We start from the raw sequence: 14,736 nt of genomic DNA, 5'->3' as shown, positions 1-14,736 counted from the left end.
CTAGTTTGGGATCAGCAAGCGGTATCCAGCCACAGCATTCGGGAGAAACCATGAGCCTCGCACCGTTGCACGATCCGTCCATTGCGCCAGCCCCGGCCTCGCCGAAGGCCCACGGCAGCGGCGAAGGGACAGCCAGCCTCGCCTTCAGCCTCATTGCGCCCGCCAGTATGTTTTTGACTGGGCCGCTCAGCCTATTGGTTGCCCTCTTTACGAGGCCTTCCGAGGGCGCTGGGCGGCTGGACTGGGTTGCACCGTTGGTGCTGTGGAGCTATCCGGCGCTGTTTGGCCTGCTCGCAGTGGCGCTCGGCATTGTTTCGCTCCGCGTATTTGTGCGTCGGTCAAACGGTTGGCGGGCTGGTGTGGCTGCGTTGTGGATATCGGCGGCCGAGGTTGCCGTGGGCCTGGTGCTCGTGCTCAGGGACGGGGACTTTATGATCCTCTTCTGAGATTTCATTTTCCTTTCCGACTTCGCAGGGCGACCATTTTCGCGTTCCATCGCGTCCCGTTCGAGGCTCAGGTGAGTGCCCAAGCCGTGGGCGTGGGCCCCGGGTATTCTGGAAGGGATGAGCGAATCCCCAGAATCTCCCCAGCCTCCGCATGTCCCGCGCCCGGTGACACCCGGAACCCAGGCGTCTTTCGGCACCTACGGCGGCAGGCCGGTGAGCTTTGTGCGCCGCGGCACCCGCCTCCAGGGACGCCGGCAGACGGCGTGGGAAGAGCACTCGGACCGGTGGGCGCTGGACGTGCCCCGGCACATTGCGAACACGTCGGTCCACCCGGACTACACCTTCGACGCTGAGTCCGAGTTCGGCCGCAAGGCACCGCTGATTGTGGAAATCGGTTCGGGGCTGGGCGATGCCATCTGCCACGCGGCCGAGGAAAACCCGGACACGGACTTCCTGGCTGTCGAGGTCTATACCCCGGGGCTGGCCAACACCATCATCAAGATCAACAGCCGCGGGCTGAACAACGTCCGGGTGGTGGAAGCCAACGCGCCCGAGGTCCTGGCCACCATGCTGCCGGCAGGATCCGTCAGCGAGCTGTGGGTGTTCTTCCCCGATCCCTGGCACAAGTCACGCCACCACAAGCGCCGCCTCATCCAGCCGGAGTTCGCCGAACTGGCAGCACGGGCACTCACCAAGGGCGGACTGTGGCGGGTCGCCACGGACTGGTCCAACTACGCCGTCCACGTCCGCGACGTCCTCGCGGACTCCCCAGACTTCGAAAACCTCCACACGGGCGAGCGCCACGGCCCGGAAAGTCCGCTCACCCAGGTGTGGCAATCCGGCGTCGAAACCCTGGTGGGCGGCGCGCCCGTCCGCGAAGGCCGGGCGCCGGTGAGTACCGCGCATACAGGCCCCAACGAGGGTGTGGATGAAACGGGCGGCTGGGCGCCACGCTTCGAAGGCCGGATCCGCACGAGTTTCGAGGCGAAGGCCCACGAGGCCGGCCGGCTGATCTTCGACCTCTGCTACCGCCGCCGCTGAGCCACGGAAACTGAGTAGTTATGAGCCGTCATAACGACACCTACTGCTACTTAGTTGGGGTCAGTTCACGCTGATGGAGGCGACGATCTCCTTGAGCATCCCCAGCCGCGGCTCGATCTCCGGGTTCACGTACGGCCAGATCACCACAACACCGATGAAGCGGTTGTTCTCCCAAACACCCACAGTGGCCGCGACCCTCGCCTCGCCTGTCGGATCCGTGTATCCAACCACGACGGCGTACGAGGACTTACCGGGTACGTTCAGTTCGCCTTCGGTGAGGATGGTCCCGGCCCGGTCTTCAAGGTAGAAGCCTGACATCAGGTGTGCCCAGCCGTTAGCCTGCGCGGCGCCGGTCACGGAGGTGTCGTCCTTGATGACCGTCACCAGGACACCGCCCAGCAGGCCATACTGCTCAGTGTTTGGCCCGGCGGCGGAGTCCTCCAGAACCTGGGTGTGCTCGGGGAAGTCTGCCGTGAATCCCAGCGGGGACTCGATATGAACTGACATGGTTGCTCCTTAGCGGTAAGTCTTGGCTGGGCTGGCCGGCACGTGCGGATCCGCACGGGACGTCAGAGCTCCTCGAGCTTGGTGTCGTTCGGGACCTTATAGTACGTGGACACGTTGGTGGTTGCCTTGTTCTCGGTTTTGACCTCCACCTCGCCGGCCTTGAGGTCAACGCCGAACTCGTTGGATGCCGTCACCACACTGTTCACCTGGACCGTGGCGGAACCTGCCGCGTAGAGCTTGGCCGCGTCGTGGCCGGCCGCAACTGTGTCTCCCAACGCCATATTGCGCATGTAGCTATCGATCACAGGCGCGTTCTCCGGTGAGTACTCAACATTGATCTTCACGGTGCCCTGAGTGCCCACTGTCACGCTGGACTCAGCCTTTGCGCCCTGGAGGTCGGCACCCGTGCTGGCGCCCGAGGCAACCGTGCCCTCCATGGATACGGCGACCGATTCCATGTTGCCGTTCTTATCCAGGTTCACTTCCAGGCCGCCCTTGCCCGAGGCCTCGAACACCCTGCCGTCAAGGTCCAGCTTGCCCTGGGCCGACACCTCGGCGCTGGCGGTGGCCGTGCCGTCCGTCAGGTTCCGCTCGTAGGCAAGATCCAGCTTCGCCGAGCCCGAAGCCTGGCCGGATTCACCCTCGGCTTCCAGGGAAAGGGTTCCCTTGGCTTTGTCGTCGTGGCCGGTGGAGCCGTTGTCGTCCGCAGCATCGTTGATGGTGTCCAGGACGTAGCCGGGCGGGTTGCCTGCCATATCCTTGATCTCACCGACGCTGTCCGGCGGGAGATCCGTGTAAATCTGGTTGCGGGCGGCCATGGCCTCCTCCAGGCTGCCGAATTTGTACTCGCGCGAGGCCTCTCCGTTCAGCGTGACCCCGGCCGTGCCGGTGGTGTCGTTTACTCCTACGCCCACGTTTCCGTAGACCTTTATGGTGGCCGAACCGTCTGCATTCTCTACGACGACGGTGCCCACCTCCGCGCCGGCGTGGAACCAGGCCACCCGGGCATCAAGGGAGGCCTTGCCAGACTCCGTGTATACAGGAGTTTCTGTCCTGGCGAGTTCCCGGAGGTGGGCACTCGCCTGATCCTGGGCGGACTGGGGAATCCCGCCGTCCATCCTCATGAGGTCCTCGGCGAACGGGCCGTTCTCGTCTTCGCCTTCTATCAGGTATTTCCGGTCCGCCTCGGACAGGCTGGCCCACCACTTGGCTTGCTCTTCCGGGCTGGCCTTGAGCATGCCATCCATGTCCCCCTTCAGCTCCTGGCGGTGGGCCTCAGCCGCTGCCGCCTTCGCCACCTGTTCCTCCAGCCAGTTCTGGGCGCGGCTGCCCAGGTCCTTGATTTTGTCCAGGACGCTGGTCCCGCCACCGCCACTGCTGCCGCCGCCGGTCGCGGCAGAGGACTGTTCCTGTTCGTTTGCGTGCTGCAGGAGCAGCTTGGAGTTGTGGCGGAGGCTGGATGCCACCCGCTCCAGGCTGGGGCGGTGGTTGCCGGACCAGTCCTGCCGGAACAGCTCGCCGTCGGCACCCTTCCATGGCGCGGACTGGATCTGGCCCTGCAGGGAGCTGGCCCGGCTGCTGAGCAACGCGGCCGCCTTGTCAACGGCCCTCGCCAGCTCCCGCAGCTGGCTGACGTCGGCGCCGTAAAAAGTCATGGTGTCTCCCCCGGAGAATATTAAGAGTTAGTTCTATCGCTGGACATATCGTCGCATGGTGGCAATTCTCCCGCGATGGGGAACACTCCCATCGCCGGGCACACCAACGCACGTGCAGTTATTGTCGGTCCGCGGTGCGCAAGAGTTGGTACTGTTCGCGGCCGGTTTCCCGTGGCACGATGGGGTTGTGCGGGGGCACGCAAATCTGCGCCCCTGCGGCGCTGGCCCGAAGGAAGCGCCATCAAAAGAGAACTCAAAGACGCCGCAGGCGCGGCGGAGGACGTCACCAACTCGCGCGCACTGGAGTTGCTGGCGAGGGTGGGTTTCGCGGTAAGCGGCCTACTGCACTTTCTGGTGGGCGCCATAGCCATCCGCCTCGCCATGGGCGGTTCAGGGAATGCTGATTTCAGCGGGGCTGTTTCCGAACTGGCCAGCCAGCCCGCCGGGCCGTTCCTCCTGTGGGCAAGCTTTGCCGCCTGCGCGGCCCTTGCCCTCTGGCAGGCGAGCGATGCCGTCTTCGACTACAACCGGCTGCCCACCAAGGACAAAGCCGGCAAGAAGGCCAAAGCGGCAGCGCAGGCCGTGGTGTTTGCGGGGCTCGCCGTGACCCTGGCCAGCTTCGCCATGGGCACAGGGTCCGGCGGCGACAACCAGCAATCGGCAAGCGACCTCACCGTCGCCGTCATGAAGGCCCCCGGCGGCGTAGCACTGATGGTCCTCGTGGGACTAGGCGTCGCCATCACCGGGATCATCTACGGCATCCGCGGAATCAAGAAGACCTTCGAGAAACACCTCACGATGCCCGTTTCCCGCCCTGCCCGGACGGCCGTCTCCGCCTTGGGCGTGACCGGCTACGTCGCCAAAGGCGTAGTCCTGCTGCTGACCGGGATGCTCATCACCATCGCCACCCTGCAGGCCGATCCGGGTGAATCCACGGGCCTGGACGGTGGACTCAGGGCCCTGCGCGACCAGCCCTTCGGCGTGTATTTGCTGGCCGCCGTGGGCACCGGCCTCATCTGCTACGGCGTGTACATGGTGGTCCGGGCTCGCCTGGCCAAAATGTAGGGTGGGGCGCCATCACCGGGCCCCACCTGGAACACCCGACCCAACCCGGAACACCCGGCCTCCGGTTAGGGTGGGTCCATGCCCCAGGTACGCGCCGAACGCCTCATCCGCCTCGATCCGGAGACAGTCTTTGCCCTCTCCCAGACCACGGGTGCGTTCCGGCTCCAATGGGACCCGTTCATCTCGGCCCAAGGTTTCCTGGACGGCGCAACGTCCGCCGGAAAGGGCGTCCGGACCCGGACCGTGTCCCGCCTGGGCCTGGTGATGGTGAGCGAATACGTTTCCTATGCGCCACCCAGGAATGTGGGTATGACCATGGTGTCCGGACCGTGGTTCTTCGGGAATTTCGGCGGCGGCTGGCGTTTCACCGCGGACGACGGCGGCACGCGCACCGTCTGGAAGTACACCTTTTCGTGCCGCCCGGCCTGGTTGCGGCCGGTGGCGGAGCGGATGGGCGCCTGGCTCCTGGGCCGTGAGATCAATAAGAGGATCGAAGCGTTTGCCCGTGCCTGCGAGGATCCGGCCCTGGTCGCCGAGTTCCGCGCCCTCACTGCACAATAATCAAGGCACTGTAATCACAGCCACGGCGTGCTGGGTTTCGTCCCGCAGTTCCAGGCTGGCGATGCTGGCCAGCTGAACAGGCGTGGCGCCCGTGACCTTCACCCTTCCGCTCGGCGTGGCGGTCCAGGCGCAGGCCCGGTCCTCGCCGCCGTCGCGGTCCCGGATCCAAAGCGAAAGGGTTCCGTCCAGCGGCAGTTTGCTGCCGTTCACGGCCAGCTCGGTGCCCCATGTTTTCCGGGCGAGGTCGATGCTGAACTGCAGGCCATTGCCGGACTGGACCGAGTAGCTGGCGTCCGGCGCTGGCGGCCGGCTGAGCAGCGGGGCCGCCGCTATGCCCAACGCGAGGCACGCGGCGGCGACGGCACCCACCAACGCCACCCACCGCCGTCGTAATTTACGACGCCGGGTGGCCAGTTCATCGAGGACCCTGCGCGGCACGGAGCTGGCCGGCTCAGCGGCCACCCCGGGGCGGGTGCTCCCGGTGAGCGCCACCGCGTCCGGGACGGGCAGCGCGTCGAGCAGGGCCGGCAGGCTTTCAAGCTCGGCAAGTTCGGTGCGGCAGTCCGCGCAGTCCTCAAGGTGGGCTTCGAAACGTTGCGAATCCGCGGGATCAAGCCCGCCGAGCACGTAGGCGCCCAGCAGCTGGTGCAGCTCAGAGGCGTTCACCGCTCCACCCCCATCTCATCGAGGATGGTCCGCAGCGCCCTGACGGCGTAATAGGCCCGGGACTTCACGGTTCCGCTGGGGATGTTCAGCTGCACGGCGGCCTCGTTGACGGTGAAACGGCGGTAGTGGAGGGCGACGAGGACATCGCGGTGTTCGGTACTGAGCCGCAGTAGCGCCTCTTCCATCAGCACGCGGTTCAGGAGTTCATCCACGCGTTCCACGGCCTCGGCGGGATCGGCGAGTTCGCGTTCCATCACTTCGGCCGGACGCCTTTGGGCTTTGCGGTAGTTGTCGATCATGATGTTCCGCGCTGTACGGAACAGGTAGCTGCGGAGGCTTCCGGTGATGTCCGGGGCCTGCTGCCAGACGCGCAGCACGGTCTCCTGGACCACGTCCTCTGCCAGCTGTGGGTCGCGGGAGGCGCTGAGGACAAAACGGCGCAGGGCGGAGCCGTGTTCGCGGTAGATCGCAGCCACCACGTCCTCGTCCAGCGGCATGCCGCCCTCCTGTCCCTGATCCGGTCTGCGGTTACAAATGCGCGCCTACAACGACGCTGAAGCTCCGAGCACTCATGCGATATAACGTCGGCGGACGGAAAACGGTTCACTTTGAACCATTCTTCACCCTGGTGCGTCGTACCGGTTAGCGTCCGGTGATCTACGCCGGGCCCCAGCCGAGGAGCATTCCATGAAACAGCATTTGTGCACAGGTCTTGCCGCAGCGGCTCTCATAGCCGCACTTTCCGGCTGCGGCGGCAGCCCCGGAACCACCACAACCACTCCGGCGGCCACCAGCCCGGCCGCCACGTCCGCCGCCCCGACCGCTGGCTCCCCCACCGCAGCGGCCGCCGTCGACCTCAAGACAGCATCCTCCAGCGCCGGCAACATCGTGGTGGACGCCGCCGGCATGAGCGTCTATTTCTTCACCAAGGACGTGAAGGATTCCGGCACCAGCGCCTGCACGGGAGCGTGCCTGACCGCGTGGCCACCACTCCTCACCACAGCGGCCACGCCTGCCGCCGAGGGGGTCACCGGCACTCTCGGGACAATCACGACGCCGGACGGGGCCAAGCAGGTGACCCTGAACGGACTGCCGCTGTACTACTTCGCGCAGGACAAGAATCCCGGCGACATCCTGGGGCAGGGCGTCAACAACGTCTGGTATCTGGCCACGCCGGCCGGGGAAATGATCCCGAAAGCGGCGTCAGGCTACTGACCGTTCAGGCTAGGACCGTCCTGGCTACTGACCGTTCTGGCGCCCACGGACGAACCGCCTACGGGTTGACCGCCTAAGGATGGAGGCCGGGCAGCGGGACTGGAGGCGTGGCCGGCAGGGGCAGGGCCGGGGGCTGTCCCTCGCCGTTCAGCGGCCCACCCGGCATACCCGGTGTGACGTTTTCGGGGAGGGGAAGGGCCGGCACGGGCACTGCCGGCACTGAACCTGAGGGGGCCGGAGTGGGCTGCGTGGCCTGGCTGGAGCCGGATCCCGGTACGGCCGGAACCGGCACAGTGTCAGCCGTCCCGGTGGGTCCTACGGCAGGGACGGCTGGCTGGCCCGGTCCCGGAGCCGGGGTCTCCACCGGCGCGGGGGCAGGCCCGCCGCCAACGGTGGACACGAAGGATGTAACTGCGTGGTTGACCTGGCCGATGGAATCCCGGATCCCCTGATCGGAGGCCACGGCAACGGCGCCGCCGGCCGCCAGCGAAACCGCGACGGACAATGTAGTGAGGGTGATTCTGCGCTTGGCACGACGGCGGGCGGCAAGCTCGTCGGTGGCCGCGGTGACCTGGCCGGTTGCCGCGGCGGGGGCTACGGCGGGCTCTGACTGAGGGGATGCCGCCACGGCCAGGTGACGGGTCGCTGCCGCGTGGCTCGGTCCAGGCGTCGGGACAACAGTCTGTGTTACGGCAGGAGTCTGTGTCACGGCAGGCCTCATAAGCGCGGCAACCGCAGCGGAGGGCGTTGGCTGCTCGGCTGCGAGTGCACGGAGTTCCAGCAGAGCGGGGCGGAGGCCGCCGTCGTCCAGCCCTGCCTCCAGCAGCAGCCGGTCAACAGACGCGTCGTCGCGGGAACCGTTGCGTGAGCCTGCGGTGTCACTCATGATCTGCCTGGTTTCTTCTAAGAGTCTGGTCCTTGAGGTTTTGCAGCGCCCTGCGTTGGAGCTGCTTAATGGCACCCTGGGACTTGCCCATAATGCCGGCCACCTGTTCGATGGAAAGATCGGCCACCACCCGCAGTGCCAGGACCTCGCGGTGTTCATCGGAGAGGCCTTCAAGCAGGGCAGTCGCGCCGCCGCCGTGGCCCAAGGCGTGGTCCTCTGCGGACGCCGTGCTGCGCCCGTCCTGCAGGGGGTCGTACGGAGTGAAGTCCGGCCTGCGTTCAACCCGCCGATAGTAATCCACCATCCGGGCGTGGGCGATGGAGAATACCAGCGACTTGGCGCCCTGAAGGCCGCCGGTCAGCTCACCAATCTTGGGGAAAAAACGCCAGGAACACGTCCTGGGTGACAGCCTCGGGATCATCCACGCCACGGGCCTTGAGGTAGCCCAGGACCGCTCCGGACAAGGTTCGATAGACAGCGCCGAAGAGCACAGCCGGATCAGCACCGGCTGTGTCTGCAAATGTATCTATGTCTTCTTCGGCCAAAGTGTCTAGCACCAGTGGCTCCTCCATCCCGGGCAGCGTAGTCGCTCATCCCGGTATTCGGCGCGGCGTGCTCCGCTGCTGTCGGTCAGCTGCGGTCGGTCAGCTATCTGGCTGCCATGTGGACTGCGGGAATCCGGTCCGTCCGGAGCCGGTTCCCGCAGTCCACACTAGCTGAGCAGGTCCTACTGGCCCGAAACGGCGGGAACGTCTACAGCGTCGCCCGGTACGGCGGGAACAGCAGGAACGGCGGGAACGGAAGGCTCGCCGTCGACACCCGGAACTGCCGGCACGGCGGGAACGGCAGGAACAGCGGGCAGCTCGGGGCGCTCAGCCTTGGCTGCGGCAGAACCCTCGCCAGCAGCGTCGGCGTCAGCGGACCCGGCACCCTGCGCGACAACGTCGGCGCAGAAGGCATCAACATTCGTTTCGCCTTCGGCGGCGATGACCAGCGAGGAGAAGCCTTCAGAGGCTTCGTTCAGTCCACCGTTGGCGAAGGCGGTGCAGAGGCCAAAGGCTGCGGCGCCAGCTGCGTCCACTGCGGTGGCGGCGGCGGAGGCGTTGGCCTCGGCTGCGACCTCATCCTCGGAGACGGCTGCTTCGCCGGTTACTGCTGCATCGCCGGAAGCGTTTGCGGAAGCCGACTCGGTGGCCTCAGCGGCCAGCTTGGGGGCCGGGGCGCCGAGCAGTTCGTGGGCGGTCTGCTGTGCGTCGGCCGGGAGGGCGCCGGAAGCAGCTGCGACGCCGGTTCCACCGACGGCCAGGGTGCCCGCGGCGAGTACTCCGGCGGCGATTTTGCTGGTGGCGAGAACAGTGAACAACGACATGTGACACTCCAAAACCTAGAGAACAATTCAGATCCGGCTCCGTGAGGAACCCTTCACCCCCTTCATCGCTGGCCGGACCGGGAAAGTTACGGCGCCTCCCAATTTTCTTTTCCAGGGCCCGGCTCCGGCCCATGGACCGCACTAGCATCGAGGCATGGCGATCACTCCGGAACAGCAGAAAACGGCCAAGACCTGGCAGCCATGGTGGACAGCAACAAAGCCCTGCTCCTGCGAAAGACGGGGCACGACGTCGGGTACTGGGCCGAGCAGGCACGCTCCGCCGGGCTGAAGAACGACGCCGAGCTCCGCCACTGGATGCGCGACGAGCACGGCGTCACGGGCTATGCGCAGTACGCCGTCTCGTGGGAGCTGTTCGGCTATCCGGAGTTTATGCTGCGCGACGCCGACGAGCTTATCGATGGCCAGTACATCAACCACCCGGAGCTGCGGCCCATCGCCGATGCGCTCCTGGCGTGGGCGGCGGCCACCGAGGGCGTGGAGATCCAAATGCGGAAGGGCTACGTCTCGCTGCACAGCCCACGACGGAAGTTCGCCCAGGTCACCCGGACCACCAACACCGCCGTGGACGTCGCGCTCCGCCTCGACGCAGCTACCGGCAGGCGTTTGGAAGCCCTGAAGACCCGGGCCGATGATCCCTTCGACCGCCGCGTCCGGCTCACGTCTCTGGACCAGGTGGATGAGGAACTGCTGGAAATCCTCGCCAGGGCGCTGGACCAGAACACCTAACAGCAGGAAACAACAGCGGGCCGGGTCGCCGGAAACTTCCGACGAACCCGGCCCGCAGCCGTGGTGAGGGTTCTACGCGTCGATCATCTCGTCGTCGTCCGCTTCCTCGAACTCAACGGCGGCGACGATTTCCTGGGTCTCCGGGTTGATCATGAACGCCTCTTCGTCGTCCTCGACCATGATGAAGTCGCCGTGGTCCGTGGTGAAGTGCCAGGCCAGCGTCTTCTCGCCGTCGTGCATGTAGTTGGGGTCGCCCATGGTGATCTTCTGGAGCGTGTAGCCGGCGATGTCGCAGAGTTCGCGGATGATGACCTCGAAGTCCGGAGCGTCCTCCAGTGCTTCCTCGTCGGCCGCGGCCTGGCGTTCCTCCAGGTTGGGGATGAGCGCAACCTGGCGCTCGATGTAGGCGTCGAGCTCTTCTTCGTCGAGCACCAGCAGGCCTTCCTGGGACAGGAGCCAGGCGGCGTTGAGCGCCGTGATGTTTTCGGTTTCGAACAGTTCCTCGAACTCACCGTCGAGCTCTTCGATGGTGCGCACTGCGTCGTTGGACTCTTCCTCGGTGTCCAGGTCGCCGTCGAGGTAGCGCTCCTCGTCTTCCTCGGACAGGGCATCAAACGCCGCAACGGTCCGGTTGAAGAGTTCCAGGTGGGCGTTTGCGCCCATGCCGGCGAGGCCCTCGCGGATGAGCGGGTCCACTTCGTCGCGGTCCGCGGTGAACACGTACTGGGCGAAGCCGCCCTCCAAGGACTGCGTGACGTAGAAGTCAACGTAGTAGCTGCCGAGCGCCGCGGGCGCGATCTCGCCGGCGTCGAGCAGTTTCCCGTACATGGCGTTCACCACGTGAACGTTGGCATCTACGACATCCTCGCTGCCTGCTTCGATGCTGGCCTGGGTCAGGACGACAGGGTTCTGGCTCTTGGTCATGGGATTCCTCACTGCTGAATGCCGGGTGCTGCTCGGGACACTTTCACGCTACGTCGGCGGGGGCGGCGCCGTGTTGAGGCGGAAGTGAACGTCAGGCGAAGTTTCAGGCTCCCGCCGGGCGAACTAAGATGAAGCAGATAACCTCCGATCGGACACGGCACCCCCGTGGCCAGCTGAAAGTAGCGCGCACCATGCCATCCCAACCGGACGAGAGTGCGGCACTGGCAATACAGACCCCCGCCATTAACGACCGCTCCCTCGCGGCCGGGTTGGCGTATGCCATGGGCAGCCGGGTTTCCGGGATGTCGTTCGACGCCGCCACCGGGCTGATGCTGGGCAAGGTCCGGGGAGGTGCCGACGTCCCGTACTCCACCACGGCCAAGCTGGTGCGGAAATCGGGCGGCTGGAGCTGCACCGTGGGTGTCTGCAGCTGCCCCGTCCGCAAGGACTGCAAGCACGTGGCCGCGCTGCTGTTCGCCGCCGAGGACAACCCGGCCATCCGGGTCCAGCTCCTGGCCCCGGCTGAAGTGTCCCGGCTTTCCCGCCAGCCCGCCAGCCTGGACCTGGCCGACTGGGAGCAGGCCCTCAGCCCGCTCATCTCGCAGCCGGGCATCACCCAGTCCATCAGCGGCATCCCGCTGGCCCTCCAGTTCGAGATCGAGGAACCGGCGCCGCACTTCTCCTACACAGGCCGCCGCGACCCGCTCCGCAGCGTCCGCCAGCTCAAGGCCCGGCCCGTGATCATGGGCGCCAAGGGCAAGTGGATCCGCGGCGACGTCTCCTGGAACACCCTGAGCTACCTGAACTTCCGCCGCGAATGCAACGAGGCGCACATCGAGTGGATGCAGGCATTCCTGGCCGCCCACACCGCCGCTGCCAACCGCGTTCATAACTCCTCCGCGCTGTGGCTGGGCCTGAACACGTTCGCCGGAAAGAACATGTGGAGCCTGCTCGTCGACGCCAAAAAGATCGGCCTCGCCCTGGTTCACAGCCGCGGCACCGAGCCGGTGCGGCTCGCGGAGTCTCCCGCCGCCGTCGGGCTTAATTTGAGCCGTTACGGCTCGCCTGTGAGTGGGGACGCTGCGGCTCCCGGCGCAACGCACGACGACGGCGGGCTGGAGCTCGCGCCCACCATCACCGTTGAGGGGGAAGACGTTGATCCGGCGTCGGTGGGGACCATTGGCCGCCCCGCGCACGGCATTTTCCTGACCACGGGCGGGGAGGCGTTGCCCGGTGTTTCCGCGGACAATGTGATCACGCTGGCCCCGCTGGAAAACGGGCTGAGCGAGGAACTGCTGACCTTCGTGACTGCCGGCAGCACCCTGCACATTCCGGCGAAGGACGAGACGCGCTTCCTCACCGGCTTCTACCCGAAGCTCAAGCAGGCTGCCCGGGTCACGGCAACGGACGAGTCGGTGGCGCTGCCCGCCCTGGCCCTCCCGACCCTTTCCCTGCTGGCCAATTACGGCGCGGACCACCGGGTCCGGCTGCATTGGGAATGGCACTACAAGTCCGGAAACCTGGTCACGGCCCAACCGCTGTGGCGGCACCCCGGCGACCACGGCTACCGCGACGACACCGCCGAGGCCCGCATCCTGGAGGGCATCGGCCAGCCGTGGAACGTTGTTCCGGCCCTGGGCGAATCGGCCACCGGCGGCTGGGGCACGCCCCGCCTGTCCGCGTCCGCCGAACTCAGCGGCCTGGACACCCTGGCCTTCACCGAAGACGTCCTGCCCGAACTCCGGAACGCGCCGGACGTATCAGTGGACACGGCCGGCGACATCGCCGACTACCGCGAGGCCGAGGAAGCGCCGGTCGTTTCCATCTCCACCAAGGCCACGGAACAGCGCGACTGGTTCGACCTTGGCATCCAGATCTCGCTCGAGGGCCAGCCGGTGTCGTTTGCGGCCGTGTTCTCCGCACTGGCCGCGGGCCAGACCAAGATGCTCTTGCCCAGCGGCGCCTACTTCTCGCTGGACCTGCCGGAACTGCACCAGCTGCGTGCCCTCATCGAGGAGGCCCGCTCGCTGCAGGACAACAAGGACGCCCCGCTGCAGATCAGCCGTTTCCAGGCCGGGCTCTGGGACGAGCTCGCGCAGCTTGGCATTGTCGATGAACAGGCCGCCGCCTGGCGTGAGGCCGTGGGCGGGCTGCTCGAAGGCGGGATCAACGGGCTGCCGCTGCCTCCCTCGCTCAATGCGGAGCTGCGGCCGTACCAGCTCGAGGGCTACAACTGGCTCAGCTTCCTGTACCGGCACAGCCTCGGCGGGATCCTCGCCGACGACATGGGCCTGGGCAAGACCGTGCAGGCACTCGCCCTGATGTGCGCGGCGAAGGAGCAGGCCGCGTCTGTGTCTGAGGGTGCTGATTCTGCCGGGGCGCCAGTTCCGGCGCCCGACGGCGTGACTCCCTTTTTGGTGGTGGCCCCCACCAGCGTCGTGGGCAACTGGGCGGCGGAAGCCGCACGCTTCGCTCCCGGCCTCACGGTCCGTATTGTGAGCGAAACGTTCGCCAAGAACAGCCAGGATGCGGCCGTTGAACTTGCCGGCGCGGATATCGTGATCACGTCCTACGCGCTTTTCCGGATCGACTACGATTCCTACGCGTCCAAGACCTGGGCGGGGCTGGTGCTCGACGAAGCCCAGTTTGTGAAGAACCACCAGTCCAAGGCCTACCAGTGCGCCCGGAAGCTGCCCGCGGCGTTCAAGCTGGCCATCACCGGCACGCCGCTGGAGAACAACCTTATGGAGTTCTGGGCGCTGACGTCCATCGTGGCGCCGGGCCTGTTCTCGAGCCCCAAACGGTTCGCCGAGTATTACCAGAAGCCGGTGGAAAAGAACGGCGACAAGGGGCAGCTGGACAAGCTCCGCCGTCGCGTCCGTCCGCTGATGATGCGCCGCACCAAGGACCAGGTCATCCAGGACCTGCCGCCCAAGCAGGAGCAGATCCTGGAGGTGGTGCTGAACCCGCGCCACCAGAAGGTCTACCAGACGCACCTGCAGCGCGAGCGGCAGAAGATCCTGGGCCTGATCGAGGACGTGAACAAGAACCGGTTCACCATCTTCCAGTCGCTGACCCTGCTGCGTCAGCTCAGCCTGGACGCGTCGTTGGTGGATCCGTCGCTGTCCGGCGTCCGGTCCAGCAAACTGGACGTGCTGTTCGAGCAGCTGGAGGACCTGGTGGCCGAGGGCCACCGGGCGCTGATCTTCAGCCAGTTCACCGGTTTCCTGGGCAAGGTCCGCGAGCGGCTGGTGGAGGAGAAGATCGAGTTCTGCTATCTCGACGGCGGCACCCGGAACCGTACCGACGTCGTCAACGAATTCAAGAACGGCAGCGCGCCGGTGTTCCTGATTTCGCTGAAGGCCGGCGGCTTTGGCCTGAACCTGACCGAGGCCGACTACGTTTTCCTGCTCGATCCCTGGTGGAACCCCGCGTCCGAGGCGCAGGCCGTGGACCGGACGCACCGGATCGGGCAGGCCCGGAATGTGATGGTCTACCGGCTGGTGGCCAAGGACACGATCGAGGAAAAGGTCATGGCCCTGAAGGCCCGGAAGTCGCAGCTGTTCGCGGATGTGATGGAAGGCGACGCCCTGTCCAGCGGGTCGATCACGGCCGAGGACCTCGCGGGCCTGTTCAAGGACTGAGCTCTCGTTC

14 protein-coding genes and 1 pseudogene are annotated in these 14,736 nt (G+C 66.2%); 7 read left to right on the top strand and 8 right to left on the bottom strand.

The window, feature by feature from the left end; genetic code table 11:
• Positions 1-50 precede the first annotated feature (50 nt).
• Together MUN23_RS10395 and trmB are read left to right on the top strand one after the other, a co-directional pair.
• The gene (locus MUN23_RS10395; protein ID WP_248763732.1) at positions 51-446 is read left to right on the top strand and encodes a hypothetical protein; all 396 of its coding nucleotides are present in this window, start codon (positions 51-53) and stop codon (positions 444-446) included.
• Positions 447-563: 117 nt separating this feature from the next.
• Complete coding sequence (gene trmB / locus MUN23_RS10390; RefSeq protein WP_248763731.1) at positions 564-1,487, top strand: tRNA (guanosine(46)-N7)-methyltransferase TrmB; 924 nt, start codon at positions 564-566, stop codon at positions 1,485-1,487.
• Between the two features lie 60 nt (positions 1,488-1,547).
• Here the strand turns inward: trmB and MUN23_RS10385 are convergent, their stop codons facing one another.
• Both MUN23_RS10385 and MUN23_RS10380 read right to left on the bottom strand, forming a co-directional pair.
• Positions 1,548-1,994 (bottom strand): hypothetical protein, encoded by a 447-nt coding sequence (locus tag MUN23_RS10385; RefSeq protein WP_248763730.1) that lies wholly within the window; start codon positions 1,992-1,994, stop codon positions 1,548-1,550.
• Positions 1,995-2,056: 62 nt separating this feature from the next.
• Complete coding sequence (locus MUN23_RS10380) at positions 2,057-3,649, bottom strand: hypothetical protein (protein WP_248763729.1); 1,593 nt, start codon at positions 3,647-3,649, stop codon at positions 2,057-2,059.
• Positions 3,650-3,862: 213 nt separating this feature from the next.
• Between MUN23_RS10380 and MUN23_RS10375 the strand changes: the two genes are divergently transcribed.
• Positions 3,863-4,714 (top strand): DUF1206 domain-containing protein, encoded by an 852-nt coding sequence (locus tag MUN23_RS10375; RefSeq protein WP_248764050.1) that lies wholly within the window; start codon positions 3,863-3,865, stop codon positions 4,712-4,714.
• 78 nt (positions 4,715-4,792) lie between these two features.
• Complete coding sequence (locus tag MUN23_RS10370; RefSeq protein WP_248763728.1) at positions 4,793-5,275, top strand: type II toxin-antitoxin system RatA family toxin; 483 nt, start codon at positions 4,793-4,795, stop codon at positions 5,273-5,275.
• Here MUN23_RS10370 and MUN23_RS10365 read toward each other — a convergent pair whose 3' ends face one another.
• The gene (locus MUN23_RS10365) at positions 5,276-5,941 is read right to left on the bottom strand and encodes an anti-sigma factor (protein ID WP_248763726.1); all 666 of its coding nucleotides are present in this window, start codon (positions 5,939-5,941) and stop codon (positions 5,276-5,278) included.
• A complete protein-coding gene (locus tag MUN23_RS10360; protein WP_058930911.1) occupies positions 5,938-6,438 on the bottom strand; it encodes a sigma-70 family RNA polymerase sigma factor in 501 nt (166 codons plus the stop codon). The genes MUN23_RS10365 and MUN23_RS10360 overlap by 4 nt, the downstream gene beginning before the upstream one ends.
• Before the next feature lie 190 nt (positions 6,439-6,628).
• Between MUN23_RS10360 and MUN23_RS10355 the strand changes: the two genes are divergently transcribed.
• Entirely contained in the window at positions 6,629-7,156 is a 528-nt protein-coding gene (locus MUN23_RS10355; protein WP_248763724.1) for a hypothetical protein, read from the top strand.
• 73 nt (positions 7,157-7,229) lie between these two features.
• Here MUN23_RS10355 and MUN23_RS10350 read toward each other — a convergent pair whose 3' ends face one another.
• From MUN23_RS10350 to MUN23_RS10340, 3 genes and pseudogenes are all read right to left on the bottom strand, one after another.
• Positions 7,230-8,042 carry a hypothetical protein gene (locus MUN23_RS10350; RefSeq protein ID WP_248763722.1) on the bottom strand — a complete coding sequence of 271 codons (813 nt, stop codon included), beginning with the start codon at positions 8,040-8,042 and terminating at the stop codon, positions 7,230-7,232.
• A pseudogene (locus tag MUN23_RS10345) lies at positions 8,035-8,614 on the bottom strand (RNA polymerase sigma factor). The gene MUN23_RS10350 and the pseudogene MUN23_RS10345 overlap by 8 nt, the downstream one beginning before the upstream one ends.
• Positions 8,615-8,769: 155 nt before the next feature.
• Positions 8,770-9,411 (bottom strand): protein tyrosine phosphatase, encoded by a 642-nt coding sequence (locus MUN23_RS10340; protein ID WP_248763721.1) that lies wholly within the window; start codon positions 9,409-9,411, stop codon positions 8,770-8,772.
• Between the two features lie 201 nt (positions 9,412-9,612).
• Here MUN23_RS10340 and MUN23_RS10335 point away from each other — a divergent pair, with 201 nt between their 5' ends.
• The gene (locus MUN23_RS10335; protein WP_248763720.1) at positions 9,613-10,158 is read left to right on the top strand and encodes a DUF5655 domain-containing protein; all 546 of its coding nucleotides are present in this window, start codon (positions 9,613-9,615) and stop codon (positions 10,156-10,158) included.
• Between the two features lie 72 nt (positions 10,159-10,230).
• Here MUN23_RS10335 and MUN23_RS10330 read toward each other — a convergent pair whose 3' ends face one another.
• On the bottom strand, positions 10,231-11,082 hold the full coding sequence (locus MUN23_RS10330; protein ID WP_248763719.1) for a DMP19 family protein: 852 nt from the start codon (positions 11,080-11,082) through the stop codon (positions 10,231-10,233).
• Positions 11,083-11,273: 191 nt separating this feature from the next.
• On the opposite strand from MUN23_RS10330, the gene MUN23_RS10325 reads away from it, so the two are divergent.
• Positions 11,274-14,726 (top strand): DEAD/DEAH box helicase, encoded by a 3,453-nt coding sequence (locus MUN23_RS10325; RefSeq protein WP_248763718.1) that lies wholly within the window; start codon positions 11,274-11,276, stop codon positions 14,724-14,726.
• The last annotated feature ends 10 nt before the right edge of the window (positions 14,727-14,736 follow it).

This window comes from Pseudarthrobacter sp. SSS035 (assembly GCF_023273875.1).
Lineage (GTDB): Bacteria > Actinomycetota > Actinomycetes > Actinomycetales > Micrococcaceae > Arthrobacter.
This window is presented reverse-complemented; position numbering and strand designations above follow the sequence as displayed.